25 protein-coding genes are annotated in these 24,386 nt (G+C 40.3%); 2 read left to right on the top strand and 23 right to left on the bottom strand.

The features are described 5' to 3' along the window. Window positions 1-179: 179 nt before the first annotated feature. From ACFQV5_RS14410 to ACFQV5_RS14360, 11 genes are all read right to left on the bottom strand, one after another. Window positions 180-863, bottom strand: coding sequence for a hypothetical protein (locus ACFQV5_RS14410; protein WP_379247956.1), 684 nt, complete (start codon window positions 861-863; stop codon window positions 180-182). 290 nt (window positions 864-1,153) lie between these two features. Continuing rightward, window positions 1,154-2,041 (bottom strand): fructose bisphosphate aldolase, encoded by an 888-nt coding sequence (locus ACFQV5_RS14405; RefSeq protein WP_379247954.1) that lies wholly within the window; start codon window positions 2,039-2,041, stop codon window positions 1,154-1,156. Between the two features lie 361 nt (window positions 2,042-2,402). Then, window positions 2,403-4,739 carry a bifunctional glutamate--cysteine ligase GshA/glutathione synthetase GshB gene (gene gshAB / locus ACFQV5_RS14400; protein ID WP_379247952.1) on the bottom strand — a complete coding sequence of 779 codons (2,337 nt, stop codon included), beginning with the start codon at window positions 4,737-4,739 and terminating at the stop codon, window positions 2,403-2,405. A 27-nt stretch (window positions 4,740-4,766) separates the two neighbouring features. Beyond that, complete coding sequence (locus tag ACFQV5_RS14395) at window positions 4,767-6,113, bottom strand: MATE family efflux transporter (RefSeq protein WP_379247950.1); 1,347 nt, start codon at window positions 6,111-6,113, stop codon at window positions 4,767-4,769. Between the two features lie 45 nt (window positions 6,114-6,158). Beyond that, entirely contained in the window at window positions 6,159-6,485 is a 327-nt protein-coding gene (locus tag ACFQV5_RS14390) for an ArsR/SmtB family transcription factor (protein WP_379247948.1), read from the bottom strand. Between the two features lie 366 nt (window positions 6,486-6,851). Further along, window positions 6,852-7,724, bottom strand: a complete 873-nt coding sequence (locus tag ACFQV5_RS14385; protein ID WP_379247946.1) for a carbohydrate ABC transporter permease — start codon at window positions 7,722-7,724, stop codon at window positions 6,852-6,854. 23 nt (window positions 7,725-7,747) lie between these two features. After that, complete coding sequence (locus ACFQV5_RS14380; RefSeq protein WP_379248274.1) at window positions 7,748-8,605, bottom strand: carbohydrate ABC transporter permease; 858 nt, start codon at window positions 8,603-8,605, stop codon at window positions 7,748-7,750. Window positions 8,606-8,718: 113 nt separating this feature from the next. Then, a complete protein-coding gene (locus ACFQV5_RS14375) occupies window positions 8,719-10,053 on the bottom strand; it encodes an ABC transporter substrate-binding protein (protein ID WP_379247944.1) in 1,335 nt (444 codons plus the stop codon). 333 nt (window positions 10,054-10,386) lie between these two features. Beyond that, window positions 10,387-10,617, bottom strand: a complete 231-nt coding sequence (locus tag ACFQV5_RS14370) for a cold-shock protein (RefSeq protein WP_379247942.1) — start codon at window positions 10,615-10,617, stop codon at window positions 10,387-10,389. A 69-nt stretch (window positions 10,618-10,686) separates the two neighbouring features. Continuing rightward, window positions 10,687-10,887 (bottom strand): cold-shock protein, encoded by a 201-nt coding sequence (locus ACFQV5_RS14365; protein ID WP_078496932.1) that lies wholly within the window; start codon window positions 10,885-10,887, stop codon window positions 10,687-10,689. A gap of 180 nt (window positions 10,888-11,067) precedes the next feature. Next, window positions 11,068-11,580, bottom strand: coding sequence for a GNAT family N-acetyltransferase (locus ACFQV5_RS14360; RefSeq protein WP_379247940.1), 513 nt, complete (start codon window positions 11,578-11,580; stop codon window positions 11,068-11,070). A 133-nt stretch (window positions 11,581-11,713) separates the two neighbouring features. On the opposite strand from ACFQV5_RS14360, the gene xerS reads away from it, so the two are divergent. Continuing rightward, entirely contained in the window at window positions 11,714-12,793 is a 1,080-nt protein-coding gene (xerS, locus tag ACFQV5_RS14355) for a tyrosine recombinase XerS (RefSeq protein WP_379247938.1), read from the top strand. A gap of 203 nt (window positions 12,794-12,996) precedes the next feature. Here xerS and ACFQV5_RS14350 read toward each other — a convergent pair whose 3' ends face one another. From ACFQV5_RS14350 to ACFQV5_RS14310, 9 genes are all read right to left on the bottom strand, one after another. Next, a complete protein-coding gene (locus ACFQV5_RS14350) occupies window positions 12,997-14,301 on the bottom strand; it encodes a molybdopterin molybdotransferase MoeA (protein ID WP_379247936.1) in 1,305 nt (434 codons plus the stop codon). Between the two features lie 168 nt (window positions 14,302-14,469). Further along, window positions 14,470-15,213: a DUF4247 domain-containing protein gene (locus tag ACFQV5_RS14345; RefSeq protein ID WP_379247934.1), complete on the bottom strand. Its 744-nt coding sequence runs from the start codon at window positions 15,211-15,213 to the stop codon at window positions 14,470-14,472. A 10-nt stretch (window positions 15,214-15,223) separates the two neighbouring features. Beyond that, entirely contained in the window at window positions 15,224-15,727 is a 504-nt protein-coding gene (locus ACFQV5_RS14340; RefSeq protein ID WP_379247932.1) for a DUF4178 domain-containing protein, read from the bottom strand. A 31-nt stretch (window positions 15,728-15,758) separates the two neighbouring features. Further along, complete coding sequence (locus tag ACFQV5_RS14335) at window positions 15,759-16,163, bottom strand: DUF350 domain-containing protein (protein ID WP_379247930.1); 405 nt, start codon at window positions 16,161-16,163, stop codon at window positions 15,759-15,761. Between the two features lie 117 nt (window positions 16,164-16,280). Continuing rightward, complete coding sequence (locus ACFQV5_RS14330; RefSeq protein ID WP_379247928.1) at window positions 16,281-16,955, bottom strand: PspA/IM30 family protein; 675 nt, start codon at window positions 16,953-16,955, stop codon at window positions 16,281-16,283. 130 nt (window positions 16,956-17,085) lie between these two features. Beyond that, on the bottom strand, window positions 17,086-17,427 hold the full coding sequence (lpdD, locus tag ACFQV5_RS14325) for a prenylated flavin chaperone LpdD (protein ID WP_379247926.1): 342 nt from the start codon (window positions 17,425-17,427) through the stop codon (window positions 17,086-17,088). Between the two features lie 27 nt (window positions 17,428-17,454). Further along, complete coding sequence (locus ACFQV5_RS14320; protein ID WP_379247924.1) at window positions 17,455-18,387, bottom strand: dihydroorotate dehydrogenase; 933 nt, start codon at window positions 18,385-18,387, stop codon at window positions 17,455-17,457. Beyond that, window positions 18,380-19,075 (bottom strand): dihydroorotate dehydrogenase electron transfer subunit, encoded by a 696-nt coding sequence (locus tag ACFQV5_RS14315; RefSeq protein ID WP_379247922.1) that lies wholly within the window; start codon window positions 19,073-19,075, stop codon window positions 18,380-18,382. The genes ACFQV5_RS14320 and ACFQV5_RS14315 overlap by 8 nt, the downstream gene beginning before the upstream one ends. Before the next feature lie 141 nt (window positions 19,076-19,216). Beyond that, window positions 19,217-20,242 (bottom strand): NADH:flavin oxidoreductase/NADH oxidase, encoded by a 1,026-nt coding sequence (locus ACFQV5_RS14310; RefSeq protein ID WP_379247921.1) that lies wholly within the window; start codon window positions 20,240-20,242, stop codon window positions 19,217-19,219. Window positions 20,243-20,396: 154 nt separating this feature from the next. Between ACFQV5_RS14310 and ACFQV5_RS14305 the strand changes: the two genes are divergently transcribed. After that, on the top strand, window positions 20,397-21,239 hold the full coding sequence (locus tag ACFQV5_RS14305) for a polysaccharide deacetylase family protein (RefSeq protein ID WP_483874802.1): 843 nt from the start codon (window positions 20,397-20,399) through the stop codon (window positions 21,237-21,239). 64 nt (window positions 21,240-21,303) lie between these two features. On the opposite strand, the gene ACFQV5_RS14300 is transcribed toward ACFQV5_RS14305, so the two are convergent. The 3 genes from ACFQV5_RS14300 to ACFQV5_RS14290 form a co-directional block, all read right to left on the bottom strand. Beyond that, complete coding sequence (locus ACFQV5_RS14300; protein ID WP_379248272.1) at window positions 21,304-21,987, bottom strand: 3D domain-containing protein; 684 nt, start codon at window positions 21,985-21,987, stop codon at window positions 21,304-21,306. 183 nt (window positions 21,988-22,170) lie between these two features. Further along, window positions 22,171-22,893, bottom strand: coding sequence for an amino acid ABC transporter ATP-binding protein (locus ACFQV5_RS14295; protein ID WP_379247919.1), 723 nt, complete (start codon window positions 22,891-22,893; stop codon window positions 22,171-22,173). Next, entirely contained in the window at window positions 22,880-24,322 is a 1,443-nt protein-coding gene (locus tag ACFQV5_RS14290; protein ID WP_379247917.1) for an ABC transporter substrate-binding protein/permease, read from the bottom strand. Before ACFQV5_RS14290 ends, ACFQV5_RS14295 begins: the two co-directional genes overlap by 14 nt. Window positions 24,323-24,386 lie beyond the last annotated feature (64 nt).

Genomic DNA, 24,386 nt, shown 5'->3' with positions numbered 1-24,386 from the left:
ACCAATAAAATCCATTGTAGCACATTTAGAAATATAGAAGGTTTTAAATATACAGACTATTCCTATATATAAATCCTAACAAGAATATGATTTAAATTGAGAAATATCCCAAGTATGCTTAAAAGCCATGAGATTCTCTCACGGCTAATTGACATCCTATAGTTTTGTTGAGGAACTACTTATCGCTTTACAAGGAACACCCTCAGCCAATAGTAACGGTGTAGTTCCAAAATAAAGTGAAACACAATCACTGCTAGTAATGCATACACACACATGAGCACAATCGTAACCGTCTCCTCACTAATCAACATGAACGAGAGATTAGCCAGAAGATAACCAAGACCAATAAGCACCGTCAGCGTCACCATGGGCATGTCCGATCTTGATTGGTTTGCTTTTTGCGGAGATTCTAATTTACGTATATGCGTTCGAACATACTGATAAAGTGCAAATCCATAAATAGCGAAGGATCCAACAGCATACCAAGGTGTTGTCAGACCGAGCCCACTATAGGCAAATTTCTGAATTACAACCATAAATCCCACTGAACATATAATTCCAAACACACCTCGGAACAATATGTAGTTAAGCTGTAGCTTCCGGGGAATCGCGATAATAGCTAGAGCCCATACGTTCATGACAATAAGCGGCGGAATCAGAATATAAGCATATAACGGTTGGTACGGAACACTAAGCACGGGAATAACCAGAAATAAGTTAAGGAAAAACAGTACCAATATACCAGCATTTAACCTAATGCCATTCACCGGATATAAGGTGAGGTATTCTTGAAGTGCTTTCCGATTATAATTTGATCCCTTTAAATCCTGGACATCAATTTGAGTTCTATGATGATGTGTCATTTAATTAAAAACCCCCGCAACGAACAGCAGTTTTCTATTAAAGCATTAACCGTCTGAGCTTCTGCCAACGCATCACTCTGATGACAACAAGTATACATCCCTCCTTCTGGCTCATTGATACGAATAAATAGTCAATTCAATTTATTGTATAGATAAAGAGTAACGGACTCAATCATTCATTACTCCCATGCCAATATGCCCTGTTTTAGAAGTGAATTCACAATCAGGAAAATAAAAAAACAAAATTAAAAGCCCCTGACCAGTGAAGGACAAGGGCTGAGAATCCTTAATTAAGTTAATGAAGCTTTATAAATCGATTCAATTGAGCTAGACAGTAATTGATTAAAATCTTGGTCCGTTTGGTCTGCAATCAAACTTTCAGCGAGTGCGCGTGAGAAACTGGCGATTATCCCGTGGTTACGTGCCAACTTCTCATTCGCTTCCTTACGCTCATATCCTCCAGAAAGGGCTACTACTCTTAGCACGTTGGGGTGATCTACCAGTTCTTTGTAATAATCATCTTCCGTAGGTAAGGACAGTTTAAGCATCACTTTTGTATTTTCATCTAATGCAGAAAGATGCTTCAATAGCTCTTCTTTCAAAATCCGTTCGGACTCTTGCTTATCAGAACTGAAAATATCAACCTCTGGCTCAATGATCGGCATAAGATCCATAGCTAAAATTTGCTTTCCGACTTCAAATTGTTGTTCTACGACTTTTCTAATTCCAGTTGGGTTAGCCTCCTTAATAACAGAGCGCATTTTAGTACCAAAGATATCTCTTTCCTTCGCCCGGCCAAGCAAATCGATAAGACCAGGCATGGGTTTCATAATTTGAACACCATCCTGAAGTTCGGCCAAACCTTGATCAACCTTGAGGAAAGGAACAATGCCTTTCTGCTTCCAAAGGTATTCACCTGTGTATATTCCATCAATTTTACGATCCATCGTATTCTCGAATAAAATAGCTCCCAGAATGTAATTCGAGCTGAATGCAGGGCTCTTAATGATCCGTGTTCTCATCTCATGCACTAAAATATACATTTCTTCTTCATTGGTATAACGATCTTCTTCAACACCATATTGAAGCAGCGCTTTGGGTGTACTTCCTCCACTCTGATCCAGTGCTGCGATAAATCCTTTACCTGATCCCATACGTTCGAATTGCTCTTTGTTCATTGTAATACGCCTTCTTTCGTAGATTTCTTGATCACTCTTGAATCTCACCGGATTCATATCATTTATAATGTCTCTATTACAAACACTTAACACATTCTAGCGTGATCGAATCTTTAAAAAGAAAAAGCATATAAAAATAGAACTGTGACCCGAAAGAGATCATTTTTTTCAAAATGTCCTTCTTTCGGATCACAGTTCTCAGACTTCTGTTAATAATCTTATTCTACACTTTTTTGATCGTTTTCGAAGTATGTTGTTGCAGGAGATCCGTTGTAACGATGTTTATTATTCCCAATAAAAAAAACCGCCCATTGGACGGTTTAATACTCCTTAAAAATTAACAATTCATATCGCTCTTACATCATTTAAGCGATCCAAACAACAAATCTAAAATCTTTTCCTCCGGCTTCCGATTCGTTCCGATATAAGGATAAGCATGTATATGAATCGCTGGGTTAAAATTGATCTCAATAATACTGTAGTTACTATCTGTGGCTTCTTGCTCTATATCATCAATCATCATATCCACTCCACAAATAGTTGCCCCTGCAGCTTTAGCGGATTGAATAGCTAGATCTTTATAACTCTGCGGTATGTCATCAGTAAAATCGACACTGTCTCCGCCTGTACTAATATTTGAATTTTCTCTTAAGAAGATAACTTCACCCTGTTGCGGTATATCGCTCCAGTCCCTAGAATGATTGTTTAGAAACATCGTTTCTGCTTCGCCTAACTGAATTTTCTCTAGCGGTGTCTTATATCCTTTGCCTCGAAGTGGATTCTTGTTCTTTTCATGGACAAGCTGCTCAATCGTATGAATACCATCCCCAACCACATTTGCCGGGACACGATGGAGTATTCCAACAACTTCGTCGCCCATAACGAGGAATCGATACTCTTTACCTGTCATGAATTCTTCAAGCAACACAGTCTGGTCATGTGCAAAAGCCATTTCAAAAGCTTTTAGCATTTCATCTCTCGTAAATTCCTGATTAAAAATCGTAATACCCAATCCAAAATTGGTGGATTTAGGCTTGATTACGATGGGAGACCCTTGATAGGTGTCGTATGAAGCTATTGCTTCATCCAAGTTACGAAATGCTTCGCCCGCCGGCACACGAATGCCTTGCTCCTTGAGAACTTCCTTCGTAACCACTTTATTCTCCATGATCAACACGGTGCTGTAAGAGTCTAAGGATGTTTTGGTAGCTTGCTTCACATATTCAATGTGAGTATCCCGAGATAGTCGTACAAAATTCTCATCCCGATCTACCAGTTTAAACTTTATTCCCCTCTTCACTGCCGCTTTTAACAGCAATTGAGTAGATAATTCGAGATCTTCATATCCTACAAAACGGTATCCATTTAATGCACTTGCCTCAGCATACATTTTTGCCTTCTCTAAATGATAGTTCAGATAAGATGATTCCTGAATATCCGACTTTACTTTAGACGCAACATTCAACTCCGGATTATGGATTTTGCGTTTCTCCACGTCCAAGATATGTTGATATTCCTTATCTTGCGGAAACAAGAGCCCAACCATTTCTTTCATCTCATCGATACAAAATAGTGCCATTTCCTCCATCGTAATCATGTCATTTTGTCGATCATTTAATCTCCCTTGTATGCCTTCCATAATCAGCTGATCATGATTTAAATCAGCAAGCCTTTGATCCAGTTCATCGAAAGGTTCATCTTCTTTAAGTAGCATAAAGAGAATAAACAGATGGATAAAATGCATCATCTCTTTACTGATCCCAATCTTTTGAAGTGGATTGATATCAATAAATCGAAGCTCCAGATAGGCAACCCCATTTTCCATTAGTTCTTGCAATGGATTTATTCCTTTGGCTGTTTTAATACGAATAGGACTGTAAAATTCCTTTGCGCTCAATAATTCCTTTTGTTCAATTAATCTATTTAAACCTCGAACATAGTCCTTAGCCGAGTTATAGGATACGTAAAAAGACTTTTCATTCCGATATCCGCACACACTATTACGGAGCGAATTCATATTCAACATATAATAGCTTTTGTCATCATGCGTATCACCTAATGCAACACAGCGTTCGAGATAAGTTTTATCAAAAACAGGACTTGCTGCTGTCAGATAAATGAGCATCCACCGGTATCTCAACAGATTACGCGCTATTTTGAAATACACATCATCTTTAAACTCTTTAAAGTCTATGTCATGCCCTTCTAACTCATATAGCTTTCTAAGAAATTTATCATCAAACGAAAAATTATAATGAATTCCACTTAGTAATTGTCTTTTCCGTCCATACTTCTGCGCCAGTTCGATTCGATATTCATCTGCTTCTGGATCATTCATTTGAGCAATAGGAATATCCTGCTCCTTCGGTAGCATCGGTGGATTGCTGCTTGGCCACAAGTATTCGTCTTTTAACTCTAAAGAAACAATATCTTGTATAGCTTCTAAAAAAAGATATGTCTCATCAATCGAGTCAAAACAAGGAGTAATCATCTCTACCTGACTCTCCGAGAAATCTGTTTGTATATAAGGGTTTTCCGTCTTACTGCCAAAAGCTTTGGGATGAGGCGTTAAAGCAAGTTGTCCATCTCGGTCCACCCGCAGGTTTTCTTTTTCTAATCCAAAATGTCCTCGAATGAGATCATTCTGTAACCTGTTGTCTATCAATAGCTGAATTCGTTCACGATTTAACAATTTCATCTTAATGACCGTCCTTTTAAGCCTTATTTATGAAGAAGTTGCCTGGGGAATATTTATATTTCGTAAAGATCTTCTAAACCAGAAGACTAAAACGACTCCCTTAAACACACTACTGAGGGCTATGGACATCCACACTCCATTTAATCCAAACGGTTCAGATAAAAGCAGAGCAAGTGGTATCCGTAAAGCAGTAAATGTAATACTGAATATCGGCGGAATATGGGTTTGGCCAATGCCATTAAATGCGCCTACCGTCATGAGCTCTAAACACATAAACATCTGAGAATAACCAATGATCCGCATATAGTCTGTTCCCAACGCTAAACTAGATTCGTCTGCTAGGAATAATGAGAACAGTTGTTGTGGGAATAAAACAAACACAAAGGATATGATCAGACCAAATACAGATGTCATTACTAATGCCTTACGATATCCCTGATGAATACGATCTAGCCGGCGAGCCCCATAATTCTGTCCGAAAAAGGCTGCAATGGCTCCTTGTAAACCACCTATGGTCATATACGAGATCGATTCAATTTGAATCCCGACTTTCTGAACTGCAATCGCATCAGCACCCCATTGTACGATAATCTTAGCGATAATAATGGATATTAGTGTAAATGTGACACGTTGAATCGTTATGGGAAGCCCCATACGGATGACTTCTTTCATCAGACGACTATCCCATATCGACGATTTAGAAATCATTTGTGAATCTCTAGTTTTGATGATAAATAGAAGGGTCACCGTTATATTCGACGTAACCGTTGCAATAGCAGCTCCGACCACACCCCAACCTTCAAAACTTCCTACTCCAAAAATGAAGAATGGATCGAGGATGATATTCATAATGAGACCTACAGTAAATATATGAAATGGCTGTTTACTGTTACCCATAGCATTCAAAATGGTTGCATATAACGTATTAATGATAGTGAATAAGGTTCCTATGATTGAAACCATCAGAAACTGCTTCGACATAAGTTCCACTTCAGCACTGCCAAGATCAAAGAAGCCAATAAAATAATCTTTAGACATGAAAATAAAAACCATGTAGAGAAGACCGAGAGCAATAGACATAATAAATCCGTTCTTCACATATGACTTAGCTTGTTCTACCTGTCTAGCTCCTATACTATGTGATATCCTGATTCCTGTACCGATGGTGATCATGGTCGATAAAGCAATCGCTAAATTGATGAAAAAACTTGCCGTGCCTATCGCTGTAACGGGTCCACTCCCCAACCTTCCTACCCATATCATGTCGACAAGACCATAGGTTGTTGAAATGAAATTAGTTGCAATAATAGGTAGAGCTAATTTCATTAGTGTAGGCATTATTGGCCCTTCAGTTAAATCGGTTGTACCTTTCATGTGTAACTGCTCCTTCTTGCACGAATGTAAAAAAGACCTCTAGGGTCAATTTGCAGATGATGAATTTGAATTTGGATAAAAGACACAACACAGCTTTTCAGATAATAATCCTTTGATTTCATCTTCATTGAGTTCATAGAAATTCCATTTCCCGATGCGTTCCATAATTATTAAATTTGCATCGAGCAACATTTTCAAATGATAAGACAATTTAGATTGAGGCAGATCCAGCATGTCAGTTAGTTCGCACACACATATCTTTCCCCGTTGATTTAATTCATAAATGATTCTTAAACGATTTTTATCCGACAATGCTTTAAACTTTTGTTCATACATGTTTAAAACATCTTCTTGTATTGTAGGGACCTTCATAATATCACCTCAATTATCCCATCAAATATTTTTGATGAGTTAATCTTAGCAACATATACTCCATAAGGTCAAGCATCAATTTTTATTGATATGTTAGGGACGTAATCATTGATTATTTTTCTTTTCTGTGCCACTTACCTTTTTACAATGTTGAGATTGAGTAAGTAACGTATTGTGATGATTTATGGAGAGGTATCTAGATATATGATATTTTTTATTTTTCTGTTGTGAATTTTTCATATGTTGATTTTTTCATCTGTTGTTGCATATGGAGTCTTTATCATTAAAAAATAGACCCGACAAAGGACGGATTTACCTTCCTTTGCCTGGCCTATTTAGAATAAACAACGGTCATCCAAATTTGCATTAACCTTTGATTGCGCCTTCTGTCAGACCCTTCTCGATAAACTTAGAAATAAACAAGTAAACAATTAGTACAGGAACTACAGTAAGTGAAACCGCAGTAGCCATCAATCCAAAATCTGTTCCATATTGTGAGCTGATCTCATTCAATAAAGCAACGATTGGCCGAACTTTCTCTTTGTTAACAAAGATCAACGCAGAGAACAGATCATTATACGACCACAGGAAAACGAAAATACTAACGGAAGCAAAGACGGGTCGTGAGATCGGTACAAACAACTTGACAAACATCTGCCATCTATTACATCCGTCTATAAAAGCTGCCTCTTCCAACTCCTTGGGTATAGTCGCCATGTACCCAGCCATTACCAAAATAGCAAAAGTCAAGTTTCCTGCAGTTTGAGGGAAAATCAGTCCCGCATACGTATTCACAATACTTGTTTTAATCAAAATTTCATACACTGGAACGACTGTAGCAAACGCAGGAATCAACAATGTAGCATACAGAATTGAAAAAATTGTTCTCTTACCTTTAAAAGTGAATCTAGACAATACATACGCGGCTAACCCGCCTAACAGGAGCACCAATAATACAGTACTGCCTGACATGATCAAACTGTTAATATAACTTCTCCCAATGTTAATTCGATCAAACGCATTCTGATAATTCAACCAGATCGGATCAAAAGCAATCTTAAATGAATTATTCATAACATCTCTAGACGCCTTAAAAGAGTTATTCACAATCCAGAACATTGGATAAATTGTTGTCATAGCCCACGCTGTCAAAACAACGTACATTAGGGCGCTGCCAATACTTATTTTTTTACGTTTAACATGCGGCACAACATGTTCTTCCTTAATGACTTGCTGCATAATAGTACACCCCTAATAACAGCTTAGTATGTAATTTCTTCACTCTTTAACAAGCGGTTGGCAAGAAGGGCAAGCAACACGCCGAAGACAACCATATAAATTGCAACTGTCGACCCATAACCAAAGTTCTGATCAACCATCGCTTTTTTGTACATATACGTACCCAGTACTTCCGTACCGTTCTGACCGGAAGTAATAACCCAAACGAATTCAAATACCTTCATAGTACCTGTGATTGCCAGTGTAATAACTACTTTGATATCACTCAAAATCAACGGTATCGTTAGTTTAGTCGTTTTCTTAAATCCAGTAATCCCTTCAAGTTTAGCTGCTTCATAAAAGTCAGCAGGAATCTTCGACATAGCTGTTAAGAACAATACAAAGTAAAATCCAACATAATGCCATACGGTCGGGATCGATACCGCTCTAAGAGCATTACTCTCATCTAGCCACAGCACTTTCTCGATACCGAAATTAGCCAGTATGTTGTTTAAAAGTCCGAAATTGTAGTTGTAAAACAGAACAAACAGCAAGGAAATCGCCGTTCCTGATATGACTACTGGAAAGAAAAATACGGTCCGGAAAAATCCTTTAAGCTTCGTAATATTATCGACCATTACAGCTAGTACTAATGCAATACCTACTTGAAACACGATGACGTATAACATGATTTCCAACGTATGAAGTGTAGCGGCCCCTAGAAGCTTATCTGTAAATAGCCGTTCGTAGTTATCCCATCCAATAAACTTCTTGTCGAAAAAACCAGATGTACGATAAAAACTTAAGTATAAACTTTTAAAGAACGGATAATACAAAAAAACTGACATTATGGCTACGGTTGGAAACAAAAACATCAAAATATACTTACGATCACCCTTCATCATTATCACCTTTGATGTTTATTTTCTTCTTTAACTGATTAAATGATTGTGCCGCCCATGTATATACAGAGGGGCGGCGCAATTACATATAGAAACCGTATTAGATCTACAACCTATTTTTTGTTATCATCTTCTATTTTCTTAGCTTCTTCGATGGCTTGTGTAGGAGTTTTGGACCCTGTCACAACCGGTTGTACGCTAGCACGAAGATTGGAGAACGTTTCTGGTGCAATTTTACTGTCAACAGGTGTGTTGATTGCAGCTGCTTGTGCAGCCATTGCAAAACCATCCAGAGAAACTTGTGGCAATCCACTTATCTCAACATCAGCAGCTGGTGTACCACCGTTAGCAGTAGCGACCTTTTGGATGCTTTCTGGGGAAGTCAAGTGCTTAAGCAATTCAATAGTCATTTCTTTCTTATCTGCGTTTTCATAAGTAGCTTTTGAAATGTAGAATCCGGAACCAAAACCACCAATGAGGTCATTACCGCTTCCTGCCCCACCAGGTACTGTTGGGAATGGAACTACTGTAGAATTATTTTTTGTATCGTCACTCCAGCCACCAACAGCCCATGAACCTTCAAGGATCATTGCTGCAAGACCTTCGCTGTAGTAGTTACCAGCCATACTTAAATCGATTGTAGCTGCATCTTTAGGGAATGCTCCCAGATCATAAAGCTCTTTCATAGCGGAATATGCTTTTTCCCAGTTTGGATCGATACCATCTGCCAAACCTTTGTTTTGGCCTTCAGGACCCGCAGCAGAAAGAATCGTGTGTTCAATCAGGTAATGAGATTGATCAAATGGTGCGGAAATAGGAATGATTCCTTTAGCAGAAAGTGTAGTTACTGCTTTTTTCAGCTTTTCCCAATCTGTTGGCGGTTCCAAACCGTTATCATCGAAAATCTTTTTGTTGTAGAACAATCCTTCATAATAACCAGTCAATGGAACAGCGTAAATATTTCCGTCCTTTTGTCTCGCTTGCTCAAGCGCAGCTGGAATAATGCCATCCTTCCATTCCGGGTTAGAATCAAGTACTTCATTTAAAGGTACTACCTTACCGGCATTTACGAAACCTTCAGCATCTGCTCCGATGAAGTAGAAGAGCAGATCCGGTTCGTTACCGCTGTTCATGTCGGTGTTAACCTTTGTTCTGAAACCGTCATCATCTGCAGACAAAGTGTCGTTTTCAATTTTTACATTCGGATATTTCACTGTGAATTCATCCAATACAGCTTGGAATGCTTCACGCGCTGCGTCAGTACCACCAAAAGTCGAGAATACGCGAAGCGATACATCTTTAGCTTTCGGCTCTTCCTTTGGAGTTTCTGTCTTTGGTGTCTCCGGTTCAGCCGCAGGAGTCTGCGGGGTATTGTTATTACCACATGCCGCTAAGAACATGCTCAGTAATAACATTAGGCTCAAAAGCAGTAATGAAGACCTTTTCATTTTTGTATCCCCCTAAGTAATTTTTCACAACAACCAGTATCTCTAGCTGTTTATTAAAATTTTATGCCAAGGTTGATGGTAATCAAAGGGGGATATTCCTCTAAATGAGGGATAAAATTAAAGCTTGAAATATTAAATTTATGAAATTATTAGTCATTTTAACAATTTCATGTATAAAGGAAGGCATGTGTTTAGTGAGTGTATAACCGAAATATACAAGGGAGAGATCAGGGGTTTATTGTTATGAATTTTTCATATGTTGAAATAATCACATTATTTAATAAAAAAAAGACACCTGCAAAGGTATCTTTAGTGTAAAGCTTTATCAGCCCTTTAGGATATTTTAATCCCTTTCGCTAGAGCTTTCATATCATGATTCGTGTTTACCAGTTGGGGCAGCGTCTTAATACTTCTGATCATTGTCGAGTTGCACTGATGGCATGTTGGCTGAGTCTCGAATGCAAAATTGTCTCGAATCCAGCCATTACATTCTTCATTCTCACATGTCCAAACTGCGGTCTCTTCTTGAGGTAGCTCCTCTAACGATTTCTTTCTGAAGTACATTTAAACCCCTCCTTATAGTAAAAAGCCGCCCTTAACGATAGGTTAAGGACGGCCTTTCCGGTAATCAATTTACAGTTTTACAACGTTCTCAGCTTGTGGACCACGGTTGCCTTGAACTACGTTGAACTCAACGCGTTGGCCTTCATCCAAAGATTTAAAACCGTCGCCTTGAATCGCGGAGAAGTGAACGAATACATCGTTTCCACCTTCAACTTCGATAAATCCAAAACCTTTTTCTGCGTTAAACCATTTCACTGTTCCTGTTTCCATAATGTAAAAACCTCCAATAATTTATTAACATGTAATTCTGAAATTATAGCGTACAAAATAACAAATTCACATATTGAAAAAGTTGCCAAGCATAAGTCGCAACCTTTTCAATATGTGAATCACAAGGTTTTCTTATTTGCTATACATTTATAATACCACAGATGCGAAATAATATGCAAGTCATTTACTTGTAAAATACTGTGATGGATTGCCACGCTCTGAATCCACACGTTCTTCATATTGATAATTCGTATAAGCACCTATCGTCTTTCTCCAAAATGCTTGTGCAGGTTTATTCGTACTGACTTGTGTTACTTTCCAGCGACCACTCAAACGATCAAACAGCTGATGAGAAGCCCATGAACCCAATCCGCAGCGACGGTATTTTTTCATAACGAAAAATTCACTCAAATAAAAATCGGCTTCTGTCCTGTCATCCATTCGATCAACCAGTGCAAATCCTGCTGGTTTGCCTAGATAAGTCATCAAATAAGGGAATCTTGTTTCTCGTTTGACCCAATATTCATCAAGCCCAGGATATGGAGCAAAGCTTCCCAGATTAGACACATCAATATCTAGAAACTCTGTGAAATCATATAAGTAAAACTGCATTAAGTGTTCAATGACAGCCTTTTGCTTACTAGGCACTAAGCTGATTCCCATTGGATTAATATTCTCAAAGTGGGTACTCATTCGAAAATCCTCCATTTCAAAGTTAGAATTACGCTTGTTGTTGAACTGATTACAAGACGAACAAGTATTCGTTATGATAAACTATAGAGACATGCATTGATAAATCAGGATATCCTGAACCGAGGTGACACACTTGAATATTCAAAAAGGCATTGACCGCGCAAAGTTAGATGAAAAGGCTCCTTCCATGCCTTGGTATGTTCAGCAATTCATCGATTATAAGCTGCCGGATCTCTCTCCTTCTACATTACTGGAATATGTAAGAGATTACGAAACCTTTTTCAATTGGCTTCGTTCTGAAGGACTTTCCGAAGCAGAAGACAATTCCAAAGTAACGCTGTTAGAACTTGAGACTCTTCGGATGGAGAGTGTAACCGGATATCGACTTTATCTTACGACGAGAAAAGATGGAACCAACTCTCGAATTACGGTATCACGTAAACTTTCTTCTCTTCGCTCCCTTTTTCATTATTTAAGCCAAATTGCTGAAGATGAAGACTTCTACCCGCTTCTCAAGCGCAATATCATGGCTAAAATTGAAAATAAAAGGATACATAAACCGAAAGATACCGCAGCTAAATTAAAAGGGAAAATCTTAGAGGAAGATGAACTAATCGACTTCATCGCATACATCAACGAGGGCTATGCTGCTGATGTCGCCAATAATAAACAGGCACTTTATGCTCATGAACTCAATAAAGAGAGAGACGCCTGTATTGCTAGCCTAATCCTTAATTCCGGTCTTCGTGTATCTGAAGTCGTTAACTTAAACATTACGGATTTGGATATTAACAATAAGATGTTACATGTTTATCGCAAAGGTAATAATGACGAGACCTTCAAGACACCCGTTTACTTTCGAGCACAAGCTAAAGATGATTTAGAACATTATCTTACACTAAGGCAATCCCGCTACAAAGTCCCTAAGAAAGAAAAAGCTTTATTCGTGGCTCTGCGTAACGGTCAGGTCGAAGGTCAGCGAATGACGAAACGTGCAATACAGGCGATGATTATTAAGTATGCAAAACGCTTTGGTAAGCCTTACCTAACCGTTCATAAATTGCGTCACTCTTTTGCTACCGATTATTATCTCCAGAATGATATTTACAAAACGAAAGAGCAGCTAGGCCATGCTTCAACTGAAACAACAGAAGTGTACGCACACTTGACTGACAAAACAATGTCCGAAGCTATTGAAAAGCGTGTAGATTAGCCAGAGAGGTTGCACCATCAACAAGATAACTTGTTATCTTCTGCCACATTCCTTAAGTACTACTTCCACTTCATTTCACTAAATATTAGAACCGAGCTGCTTTCTTGATATTCAAGAAGCAACTCGGTCTCCTTATCCAGCAACAGATTCGGATCGTGCACTACACGAACCCTCCTATACCTGTACTACTATCTCTATAGCGATCAAGAAACAGCACCAGGTAGTAAGAGCACTTTAACTTTCTGACCTGCAACAGCGCCTTTTAATTCAGGGGGGATGACAATAAGACAGGAGCTGTCTTTGATTGTAATCATTACATTAGATTCATCGAGTTGTGCCGGTATGGCGACTACCCGACCATCCGCAACTTCCAATCTACCTCTTACAAAACGGGTGAAATTATTAACTCTCGTGTAATCTGTCCCGAGTTCAACGACCCATTCTTTAAGATAAATCTCTTCCATGCCGAGCATCTGCCGAATCGTTGGTCTTACAAAGAGAAGAAAACCAACAAAGCAAGCCCCAGGGTTACCAGACAATGCGAACAATAACTTATCATGTTGAACAGCAGCTGTTGTCACACTTCCGGGCCTCATCGTTACCTTATTGAATAGCATTTTCATGGATCCATTACGAACGAGATCTCCCATAATATCAAAATCCCCAACTGAAACTCCACCTGTCGTAACAACGATATCATAACGTTCCAGCGCCTCTTCTACCTTTTGACGTGCAACATTAATATCATCAGGAATAGCGTCCATTACTACCGGTTCTGCTCCGGCTTCACGGATTTGAGCTGCGAGCATATGTGTATTGCTATTTCGGATTTTACCAGGTTGAAGTTCCTCACGGATATCCAGAAGCTCTGTACCGGTTGAAAAAATGCCGACGAGTGGCTTTCTCATAACCTCGACCTCGTGCACGCCGAATGTTGCCAATACTGAAATTTCCCCTGGGCCAATCCGTCTTCCTTTCTTAAGGATTACCTCGCCACCTTGCAGTTCTAAGCCGATAGGAGTTATATTTTTATGTTTCTCAATGACCTTTTTAACTCCAATCCACTCCGTGCTGCCTTCCGTCTTACGCTCTGTCATTTCCAGCATCACCACAGCATCGGCCCCATCTGGAACCTGAGCTCCCGTCATAATGCGTGCTGCAAAGCCTGAAGTAATCTCATGCTCAGATACTACTCCACATGGGATATTATCAATCACTTTTAGCCACACCGTTTCCCCACCACTGCACTTCTCAGTGTCTGATGAAAAAATAGCATATCCATCCATCCCAGATCGCCGGAAAGTCGGATATGGATGGGGTGCTGATATGTCTGTTGCCAATACACGGCCATCACTCTGCTCTAACGGAAGAGTCTCCGTCATCTTGTCTCCCCGACTCACATATTGACTCACCAAGGCTTGTGCATCGGGTACCTGCAACGCTTTCCGTTGAAATCTATATGGATCTTGCGCGTTTGAATTATCATTCGTTCTTTCTTTTTGATTCATATGTATATAGCCTCTCTTTCGCAATTGAGCTTTTCAATGTAAATATGATCAGCAAATTGATTGTATCTTATATATCAGTTATATCTACAATTCCTACGGATAGCAAATCCACAACAGTTCGAGTATAAAAAAAGACGTATGGCATTTACTGCCACACGTCTTATCCGATTACCTTCGACCTCTTCTACCAATCTTACCCGAACCAATGCGGGTCTTAGGCTTCTTATACGATTTCTTAGGGGAATCAAATAATCCGCCTCCCCCGCTTTCACCACGTTTAATGGTGCCTTTGCTAGTCTCGCTGGAAGGTTCCCGTTTAAAAATATTCCCGCTCGATCCGACTGTTCCCTGTCCGCGTCTCGAAATTTTCCCGCTCCGGTCTACTGTTAACGGAGGCGCGACTTTCTTGTCACTCTCGGTCGGTTTCCGGTAGCTACCTTCCTTCGGCTTATACACATCTTTACTTGTGTATCCCCGGTATCCTCCGCCGTATTTCCCGCTCAGTGAATCAAATAAATCACTGATCAACACAGCGGTTAGATACCCTTGGAGAAAGCTCGAATCATAGTTCCGTCTGACATACTCTTTCGAATCAATCTCGATTAGGGTATCTTCCGGTTTGGCAGGATCTTGCTGCAGATGATAATAATCATCTCCATACACGAGAAACATTCTTTCATTATCTTCCGGAGATATATCATCCGGTTTGTTTTCTTCAACCAATTCCTGCGCTACAACCGGCACACTTTTACCTGCCGCCCGGTAAACATACGAACTTGCATTGCCGTCCCTATTCACCGACTCTAACGGGTAAGATTCCTTAACATTAGGTGCTCCGCATCCGCTTAAAAGTGAGACGAGGAAACTGAGCACCAATACAATCTTTATCGATAACAAAGAGCGTTTTTTCATGTTACCACTCCTAAGCCCGGATGACCTTAACATCCCCCGGAATCACTTTCTCACCTTCATAGAGCATAAATCGACCATTCTGCCATTCTATTCTAACGAGCCGATAATCGTCGGATTGATATTGCCACACATGTTGTTCTCCACTTTGTGTAAATGGAGTGCGTCCAGTAATCGACACATGTCCACCATACTCTTCCTCAAGATGGTATACTCCATCATCCAGCTCAATGATTGTTGGAACTTCATCCGGAGCATCAAGTCTACCATCAATCGGCGTATATAATGCATACTGCACAGTCTCCCGTTCTTCTATATGAAGATATGCAATATTGCTTCCATCTTGCAATGTTAATACAACTGCATTTCGAGCACGGTTATGTACACGCCCCGTAACTTCGTAGGTAACAAGCGAAACTTCGCAAATATCACCAGGATTAAGTTGTAACATACTCTTTTCTACCTTTGGGGGCTCCGGTTTCGCAAACAAGTTGCCAATTCTTTTCCACACACTCATTCTTTCAGTCTCCTATCACATATATGCATGATTAAAGGCAAGCTGTAATAATCAATGCCCCAACAACATGAAGCGTACCTGCAAACAAACCGTAGCCCGTCTTTCCTTCTTTCGTTCCTTTGTCGAGGTCAATGCCGCCAATCTTCTTAAGGAAAAGTTCAGCCAACGCTTCGATAATCAGCAGGATAATAAATGAAACAACCGATACCACAATTGCTTCTACCAAATGAAGTGAAGTACCAATGGAGACGGATAAAATATAGCCCTGTGCTACCAGCTTCAATACGAGCCGTGTCGTAACCGCCATGTTTCCTGCCTTCACTTCTTCAAGATCCTTGTACTTCGTAAACAATGAATCTACAAACATCAGTATAAATAACAGTAGCGCACCTGAACCCGTCCAAACCGCGATCCCCAAGATCATGTCAAAATTCATTACCAAGCCTCCACATTCAACATTGGACCATATAAAAGCGAAGGAGAAAATCGCAATATAAGCGCTATCCCCTTCGCCCTTCTAAGCCCTTAAATCAATTTTACAAAGCGTACCCTGTTATTGATCTTTATTCTCGTACTGTTTCATTAATGCAGCTAACTCGTCTTCAACAGCTTTATCTTTACCAAGGTTTTCGAATTCTTCATCCAATGATTTTTCCTTGGTATTCATTTCATTGCTAGCCTCAGCGCGAGCTTCCATCTGAAGCATTTTCTCTTCCATCCGTTTCAGACCGGAAGATGCAGAATCCGAGCTGAATCCGTTCATCGCTTTGTTGATCTCTGTCTGAGCTTTAGCCGCATTGTAACGTGCCACCAGTGTTTCACGCTTATTCTTCATAGCTGTAAGCTGCTTACGCATTTCTTCAAGCTTGCTACGAAGGTTATCAGCAGCAAGCTTGTTCTGATCATAGCTGGCTTTGTACTCGTCTCTCTTCGCTTCTGCAGCTTTCTTCTCTTCAAGCGCTCTGCGCGCAAGGTCAACATTTTGTGCTTGGGCAGCAGTATGAGCTTGTTGTGTACGTTTTTCAACCAAAGCAGCTTGTTCTTCATACAATGCTTTAAAGCGTTTTTCGATTGCGATTTGAGCTGCTACTGCTTTTTCAGCATCCTCAAGATCTTCCGTCATATCCCGAATGTATTGGTCGGTCATTTTGATTGGATCTTCGGCCTTGTCGATGATAGCGTTAATGTTAGACATTGTTAAATCACGTAATCTTTTAAAAATGGACATGGTTCGTGCCTCCCAGTAAACTTAAATGTTTTCTTATGTTCATTATTTACGTGACAAACCAAAAAAACGTTTCAAGTTTTTCTAAAACAGTTAGTTCGTTTTTTTCTAATCATGTCTATTCAACAAAACTTTATACTTTTCCTTCCAAAAATGAAGCCACCATACTCTCTGTTAAGGATACAATCTGATCGATTTCACTTCGCTGCAGATGGTCGAAATGAATACCCATCACAACGGTTACCGTCTGACAGAGATGTTCCGCGCACTGACGAGCAAATTTTTCAGTCAAAAGATGCTCTTTATGGCCAGGTACTGACATCGTTTCAACCTTTACCCTGATTGGATTGTTATGAACCAGATAAGCTGTCGATACCGCACCAATATGTGCTTCGCCGCCCTTGATAATAATAAGTTTATCTCGCCCTACTTCTATCTCTTCTAAAGTTAGAGCTTCAGCATAGTTAGCCGTCATACGCTCCCCCTTGTATCTTATGATAGATTAAACGATCCCTCTAACTTCATCTAGGTGATTGATTTTCTCATCCAGCATAAAACGATTCAATTCCTCGATCAGCCTTTCACCTGCACGTAAATCCGCAAATCCAGCTGTTCCGACTTGAACGGTAGCTGCTCCTGCCATAATAAACTCCATAATATCTTCACCAGAAGATATACCACCGATCCCAATAACCGGAATAGTAACAGCTTTGGCGACCTGATGCACCATCCGGAGTGCAATCGGTTTAATAGCAGGTCCTGACAAGCCAGCATAACCATGGCGAAATACACTTTTTCTTTGTCGCACATCGATTTTCATTGCTGATATGGTATTGATCAAAGATACCGCATCAGCACCTTCTGATTCGCACATGTACGCCATTTCAGTTAATCTTTCGGCACCCGGAGAAAGCTTAACGATAAGCGGTAAAGTAACCACATCTCTAACAGCCCGCACTACTTTCTGTGCTTCTTGGGTCTGAATACCGAAAGCCATCCCGCCTTCCTTAACGTTAGGGCAAGATATATTGAGTTCTATCATGTCAACTGCAGAACGTCCACGTTTACGTCTTTCGTCCTCATTCTTTTGAATGAGTCTAGCCCCTTCAACATAATCCTCAATACATCCACCGCCGAGATTTGCAATTCTCACTGTATTAAGCGTTTCCCAGAAGGGACACTCCTGATCCAAGAATGATTGTATACCTGGATTTTCCAATCCCACACTATTCATCATACCAGATGCAGTTTCATAAACACGTATCCCTGAATTTCCTTCTTTCGGCTGAATAGTAAGTCCTTTACCGCTAATGCCCCCTAATATGTCTACCGGATATAGTTTCCCATACTCCCGTCCAAAACCGAACGTTCCCGACGCCATAATAACCGGATTTTTAAAGTGAACCCCTGCGATTACACAACTTGTATCAATCATTGAAAACAACCTCCTCTACCGGAAACACAGGTCCATCAGTACATGCTTTTTTACGCCCGTCCTTACATTTCACACTACAAACTAGACAAGCCCCAATACCGCAAGCCATACGGTTCTCCAATGACACGTACACGTGATTTGGCTGACCAATCACCTCTTGCATTTGCTGTACTGCTTTTAACATACCGTGAGGACCGCATGCAATTACCGTACCATAATCTTTAAAATCAATTTGTTCCAGAACGGTTCCTCCAACTCGAATATGTAACTCTTTACTCACATTACGGAACTCTTCTGTTAGATAAGCTTCCTTACTGAAACCAAGATAAACGTCTGCATCTGTTACTTTCTTAGCCATATAATACAGCGGTGCAATTCCAATTCCACCACCAACTAAAGCTAAAGAGCCCTTCACTTCAGGAAAGCCATTACCGAAAGGACCTTCGATCTGAAGATCATCACCTGGACGTAGTTCGTAAAATCGTCTAGTACCTTCACCAACAATCTGATATAAAAATAGAATTCTATCTTCTGTTACATCAAAAATACTAATGGGGCGTGAGAGTAATGGATATTGATCCCAAGCTCTCAGCATATAAAATTGTCCCGGTTTGCCTCCTTGGCTGCTTTCCACTTCCAGCAGGCCGATTCCATCCGCTACCTTCTTGTTCGACATCACTGTTGCCATTGTAAGACCCTCCTGCTCATGTCTAATCCCAATAACTTTGCACGGAAATCGTCCAAAAATCAGTGATGGAGTTCACAGGTTCGCAAAAATGACAAAAAAGCCCCGGATTATCCCGGGACTCTCTCATAATTCCTTCACTATTCACTTGTATCCACGTTCATATTGTTTCGTAACCTTTTGCTCTCCGTCCAGCGCTTTAGAAGCATGAACAGCCCAATAGGGATCGCGAAGCATTCCTCTCCCTACAGCTACAAGATCGGCCTTACCAGACAAGACTACGTCTTGCGCTACTTCATATTCATCAAGCAGACCAACCGCAATAACTGGCACATGAAGCAAGTCTTTAAATTCCTTTGCCAAATCGACCTGATAGCCTGGCTCAGCTTTTGGGCCACCGTCTGAACCGATGGGACCCTCTCCACCAGATGTAATATGAAAAATATCAACTCCAGCGTTTTTGTAGCGTTCGCTGATTTTGGCACAATACTCTACATCGTATCCACCATCTACATATTCTTTAGCAGAAACTCGCATGATAAGAGGCATGCCCTCAGGAAGCACTTCTTTAACAGCTTTAACCACTCGTTCACCGAATAAAGCAAGGTCCTGACCGTATTCATCATCTCGTTGATTCGTAAGAGGAGAATGAAACTGATGAATGAGATATCCGTGTGCTCCATGAATCTCAACCGTATCAAATCCAGCTTCTACTGCCCGGCGTGCACTATCCTTGAAAGCAAGGATCAGTTCTTCGATTTCACGAACAGTAAGAGCCCGGGGCATTTTATATCGTGAACTAAAAGGGATAGCTGAAGGTGCTACTGGAGGGTTAGCGTCCTGTGCTTTACGCCCTGCATGACCCAGCTGAATTCCTATTTTTGTACCGTATGAGTGAACACTCTCCACAATTTTTCGGTAAGCTGGAATCTGTTCGTCGCTCCACAAACCTGTATCTTGATTGGAAATACGTCCATCTGGATGAATACCTGTCATTTCTATAATGATTAGACCCGTACCACCAACGGCTCTACTTACGTAATGGACATAGTGCCAATCGTTTGGAGTACCATCTTCTGCCTGAACGGAATATTGACACATCGGAGGCATCACAATTCGGTTCTTAAGCGTAAGGTTTTTAAAATTATATGGTGTAAATAAGTCAGCCAAACGATCTCAATCCTTCCATACTCTATTGTTATTTCTTAAAGGCTATTATACACGTTTCTATTTCAAAACCAAAAACGCGTTCATAGTCCGGTACCTTAGGATAAATCAGGATTAAAATGGGAATACCATATAAAAAGATAAAAAGGAGCGAGGAATGATGTACCACTACCGCATATGGGGTTTATTACTAATCGCGCTGCTGCTTCCACATACGGAAACCTCATCAGCTGTGAATACCGTCGTTCATTATACAAACTCCTTTTTGCAGAACCCGGCCCATTCATCCGTTATGTCTTCACAGAAAGCGGCTGAGGATAAGGAACATACGAATCCACCTGTTGCCAAGTCATTAAGTCAGCTTATTAAAAAATACCCGGATACGTTCCGCGTTCGAGGACCGCGCATTAAGCAGGTTGCATTGACCTTCGACGATGTTCCAGATCCTCGATTCACCCCACAAGTGCTTGATATATTGAAAGAGGAAGGTGTAAAGGCAACCTTTTTTGTTGTGGGCAGCAGAGCAAAAAAGCATCCCGATCTCTTAGCTCGAATTAAACGAGAAGGTCATGCGATCGGTAATCACTCTTATAATCATCCGCAATTTAACAAACTGAATCTTGTTGAGTTCCGTGATCAGATTGAAAGAACGAACAAAATTATAAAATCCATCACAGGCCAAGAACCCCGACTCATTCGCCCCCCTTATGGTGAAATTAATGAGGAGCAGCTTCGTTGGGCACGAAAGAATAATTATAAAATCGTGAACTGGAACGTGGATTCGCTGGATTGGAAAGGCCTTACCAAAGATCAGGTCAAACAGAATATATTATCTGCCACAGGACCTGGGGCTATTATTCTTCAACACGCAGGTGGAGGGGTAGGTTCTGACCTGTCTGGTACGACCGAAGCATTGCCTGAAGTCATTTCAGAGCTACGGAAGAAAGGCTACTCTTTCGTTACTCTCCCAGATATGCTAAGCGTTCCTGAGGATAGATAAAAAAATTAAAAGACGGCGGTGGTAGCTCATACAAGCTACAGCATACCGCCGTCTTCATATTTGATTATTTAAGAACGTATAATTTCACATTTTGATAGCCAAACTTACTCACTGACTTTTGAGATCCCGGAATAAAGATATCAATTCGATTTCCTTTGATGGCTCCACCAATATCTCTTGCCACTGCTACAAATGCTTTCTTAGGCAGACCCTCATGAGAATGACCAGTCACAAGGACTTTCGTTCCTAGTGGAATAACACTAGGATCCACAGCAATCGTTCCGAGTTCAAGCGGATTACCGAAATAATCTACGGCTCCCCATCCTCCGTTTTCACTAGCATCTGCAGAGTACGCTGTTGCTTTTACGTTAATAGTCTTGCTGTAATTAAACGTTTTTCCCCACGCCTCTACCACATTTTTGCTAGGGTATACATTCAGGCTTGGAACCATAGTACTTGTAGATTTGACTGTTGTTGTACCAGGGATTTTAATCTTTAATCCTGCATATATATTCGTTGCTTTAATATTAGGATTAGCTTTCATCAGTTTATTTAAATCCACACCATATTTTTTGGACAGAAGATAAAAAGTATCTCCTTCTTTCGCTACATGCGTGGAACTTGTTGCTGCTTCAGCAGGAACCGCAGTTGCTCCAAATGTCATTCCAAGAGCCATAACAGCTGCCGTTAGAACTTTTACTGTTTTAAATTTATTCATCTTTACGGATGTACTCTTCTTATTTTTCATATTCAACCATCTTAAATTTTGTTTCATTCTTGATGCCTCCCTTGTTTAACGATTACGAATATATCACAACTTTGTAACCTTTTCTTCAAGAAAATGTTGCCACAAGCATAAAAAAGCGACTTTGGTTAAGCCATTAAAGGCACCAAAGTCGCTGTTACGCGCATGTATGAAATCTATAAAAGGTTACAAAACTTTACTTAAAAACTCTTGAGTCCGAGGATGCTGCGGATTCGTAAATATCTGTTCCGGTGTTCCATCTTCTACGATTTTGCCACCATCAACGAATAGAATACGATCTCCTACTTCACGTGCAAAACCCATCTCGTGTGTGACGATAACCATCGTCATACCCTCAATAGCAAGTTTCTTCATAACCTCTAGCACTTCCCCTACCATCTCTGGGTCAAGGGCGGATGTCGGTTCATCAAAGAGCATAACATGAGGCTGCATAGCCAGTGCACGTGCAATTGCGATACGCTGCTTCTGACCTCCGGACAACTGGGATGGATATGCATCTTTCTTATCTAGTAGACCGACTGATTTTAGGAGCTCTTCAGCAATCTTAACAGCTTCCTTTTCAGACATACCCTTTACCTGTACTGGAGCGAGTGTAATATTATCCATAACGCTTTTATGAGGGAATAGATTAAACTGCTGAAACACCATACCCATTTTTTCACGAGTAGCATTGATGTTATGGTTCTTTGCCGTTATATTCTCACCTTCAAAGATAATTTCCCCGCCTGTGGGCTGCTCTAGTAAATTGAGACATCTTAAAAATGTACTTTTACCCGATCCGCTTGGTCCGATGACAACAACCACTTGGCCCTTGGCGATTTCAACGTCAATTCCTTTCAGTATTTCGTTCTTTCCAAATGATTTATGAAGATCCTTAACGGTTATCACTAGCGCTCAACTTCCTTTCATAGACACCCAGTAGTTTCGAAAGTGAGAATGTCAGAATAAAGTATATCATTGCAGCGACAAGCAGCGGATTTAAAGCTGCAAATGTACTGCCCCGCAAAATTTGAGCTTGATACATAATGTCCATTACTCCGATAAACGATACGATCGATGATTCTTTAATAATAACGATAAATTCATTACCGATCGCAGGCAATACACTCTTTAAAGCTTGCGGCAAAACAATGTGGCGCATAGCCTTGCTCTTCGTCATACCAAGTGAACGTGCTGCTTCGAGTTGTCCACGGTCCACGCCTTGAATACCGGCACGGAATATTTCAGCAAGATAGGCTGCACTGTTTAGAGAAAGTGTTAATATACCGGATTGAATCGGTGTGAATTTGATATCAAAAGCAGCTAAGCTGTAGTGGATTATGAATAGCTGTACTAGCATCGGTGTACCACGCATGATTTCAATATACGCGGTAGCGATAAATTTCAAGATCGACGCACCTGACATCCGCATTAATGCAATCAATAATCCTAAAATAAAACCAAACAATACTCCAAGTGCTGAGATTAAAAGTGTATATTGTATACCTTTAAAGTAGTAATCACGATACTTCCAAAAAAATTCAAATGTGTTGAGATCATCTTTCACACGGTCAGCAGCAAGATCGCCTGCTTGGTCAACGAATTTCTGGATTTGGTCTCCTTCTTTAAGACGCTCCAAAGTCGCGTTAATACTATTTAATAATTCTTCATTGCCTTTTCTGACGCCTACTGCATATTCATCATTCTCACTAACTGGCTTGGCATCGGTTATAGCCATCGTATCTTCATTAATGTTTGCTTTAGCAACCGGATATTCTGCAATAACCACATCGACGCGTCCTGTTTCAAGCTGAAGCAGCAGGTCTGGTACTTTATCTAAAGATATAACATTCGAATTAGGAATACTTTTCGCTATCTTTTCCTGAACGGACGATTTTTGAACACCAAAATTCGCTCCTTCGAGGCTTTCTACAGTGTTATATTTATCTTTGTCTTCTTTACGAACAATAATCGATTGTTCTGCGCGGTAATAAGGAATTGAGAAATCAATGCTTTTTCTACGGTCTTCTGTCGGATTCATACCGGATATAACAAAATCAATCCGTCCGCTAGTCAGTTCGGGAAGTAATGCATCAAACGATGTATCCTTAATGACAAGCTCAGCGCCCATATCTTTAGCGATTTCTTTCGCTATCTCTATATCGAACCCCACGATGGTGTCAACACCATCAATCGTCTTGTGGAATTCGTACGGCATATATTCGGCGCTAGTACCGAGAATGACCGTCTTCTTCTCTCCTTCCGCACCGGCAATACTGCCAAAGGACAGCAATACAACCATGCAGAGGAGCATCCAAGTCGTTATTTTTTTTCTCATTACCCTAGATTCTCCCTTATCTATTTTATCTACGTTATCTAAATTACTACGACTGAGATATTAT

The sequence above is a fragment of the Paenibacillus sp. GCM10028914 genome (genome assembly GCF_042666275.1).
Lineage (GTDB): Bacteria > Bacillota > Bacilli > Paenibacillales > Paenibacillaceae > Paenibacillus_AQ.
The sequence above is the reverse complement of the archived record's forward strand: the minus strand, read 5'-3'. Positions and strand labels throughout refer to the sequence as shown.

Coding starts and splice junctions, on each gene's coding strand:
- ACFQV5_RS14385 (WP_379247946.1), bottom strand. CDS start 7,724: ATGCAGCAAGTCATTAAGGAAGAACATGTTGTGCCGCATGTTAAACGT.
- ACFQV5_RS14370 (WP_379247942.1), bottom strand. CDS start 10,617: ATGTACTTCAGAAAGAAATCGTTAGAGGAGCTACCTCAAGAAGAGACC.
- ACFQV5_RS14380 (WP_379248274.1), bottom strand. CDS start 8,605: ATGAAGGGTGATCGTAAGTATATTTTGATGTTTTTGTTTCCAACCGTA.
- ACFQV5_RS14375 (WP_379247944.1), bottom strand. CDS start 10,053: ATGAAAAGGTCTTCATTACTGCTTTTGAGCCTAATGTTATTACTGAGC.
- ACFQV5_RS14405 (WP_379247954.1), bottom strand. CDS start 2,041: ATGAACAAAGAGCAATTCGAACGTATGGGATCAGGTAAAGGATTTATC.
- ACFQV5_RS14340 (WP_379247932.1), bottom strand. CDS start 15,727: ATGAGTGTGTGGAAAAGAATTGGCAACTTGTTTGCGAAACCGGAGCCC.
- ACFQV5_RS14360 (WP_379247940.1), bottom strand. CDS start 11,580: ATGAGTACCCACTTTGAGAATATTAATCCAATGGGAATCAGCTTAGTG.
- ACFQV5_RS14330 (WP_379247928.1), bottom strand. CDS start 16,955: ATGTCCATTTTTAAAAGATTACGTGATTTAACAATGTCTAACATTAAC.
- ACFQV5_RS14365 (WP_078496932.1), bottom strand. CDS start 10,887: ATGGAAACAGGAACAGTGAAATGGTTTAACGCAGAAAAAGGTTTTGGA.
- lpdD (WP_379247926.1), bottom strand. CDS start 17,427: ATGACGGCTAACTATGCTGAAGCTCTAACTTTAGAAGAGATAGAAGTA.
- ACFQV5_RS14395 (WP_379247950.1), bottom strand. CDS start 6,113: ATGAAAGGTACAACCGATTTAACTGAAGGGCCAATAATGCCTACACTA.
- ACFQV5_RS14305 (WP_483874802.1), top strand. CDS start 20,397: ATGATGTACCACTACCGCATATGGGGTTTATTACTAATCGCGCTGCTG.
- ACFQV5_RS14290 (WP_379247917.1), bottom strand. CDS start 24,322: ATGAGAAAAAAAATAACGACTTGGATGCTCCTCTGCATGGTTGTATTG.
- ACFQV5_RS14345 (WP_379247934.1), bottom strand. CDS start 15,213: ATGAAAAAACGCTCTTTGTTATCGATAAAGATTGTATTGGTGCTCAGT.
- ACFQV5_RS14320 (WP_379247924.1), bottom strand. CDS start 18,387: ATGATTGATACAAGTTGTGTAATCGCAGGGGTTCACTTTAAAAATCCG.
- ACFQV5_RS14390 (WP_379247948.1), bottom strand. CDS start 6,485: ATGAAGGTCCCTACAATACAAGAAGATGTTTTAAACATGTATGAACAA.
- ACFQV5_RS14410 (WP_379247956.1), bottom strand. CDS start 863: ATGACACATCATCATAGAACTCAAATTGATGTCCAGGATTTAAAGGGA.
- ACFQV5_RS14300 (WP_379248272.1), bottom strand. CDS start 21,987: ATGAAAAATAAGAAGAGTACATCCGTAAAGATGAATAAATTTAAAACA.
- ACFQV5_RS14315 (WP_379247922.1), bottom strand. CDS start 19,075: ATGGCAACAGTGATGTCGAACAAGAAGGTAGCGGATGGAATCGGCCTG.
- ACFQV5_RS14350 (WP_379247936.1), bottom strand. CDS start 14,301: ATGAATCAAAAAGAAAGAACGAATGATAATTCAAACGCGCAAGATCCA.
- ACFQV5_RS14335 (WP_379247930.1), bottom strand. CDS start 16,163: ATGAATTTTGACATGATCTTGGGGATCGCGGTTTGGACGGGTTCAGGT.
- gshAB (WP_379247952.1), bottom strand. CDS start 4,739: ATGAAATTGTTAAATCGTGAACGAATTCAGCTATTGATAGACAACAGG.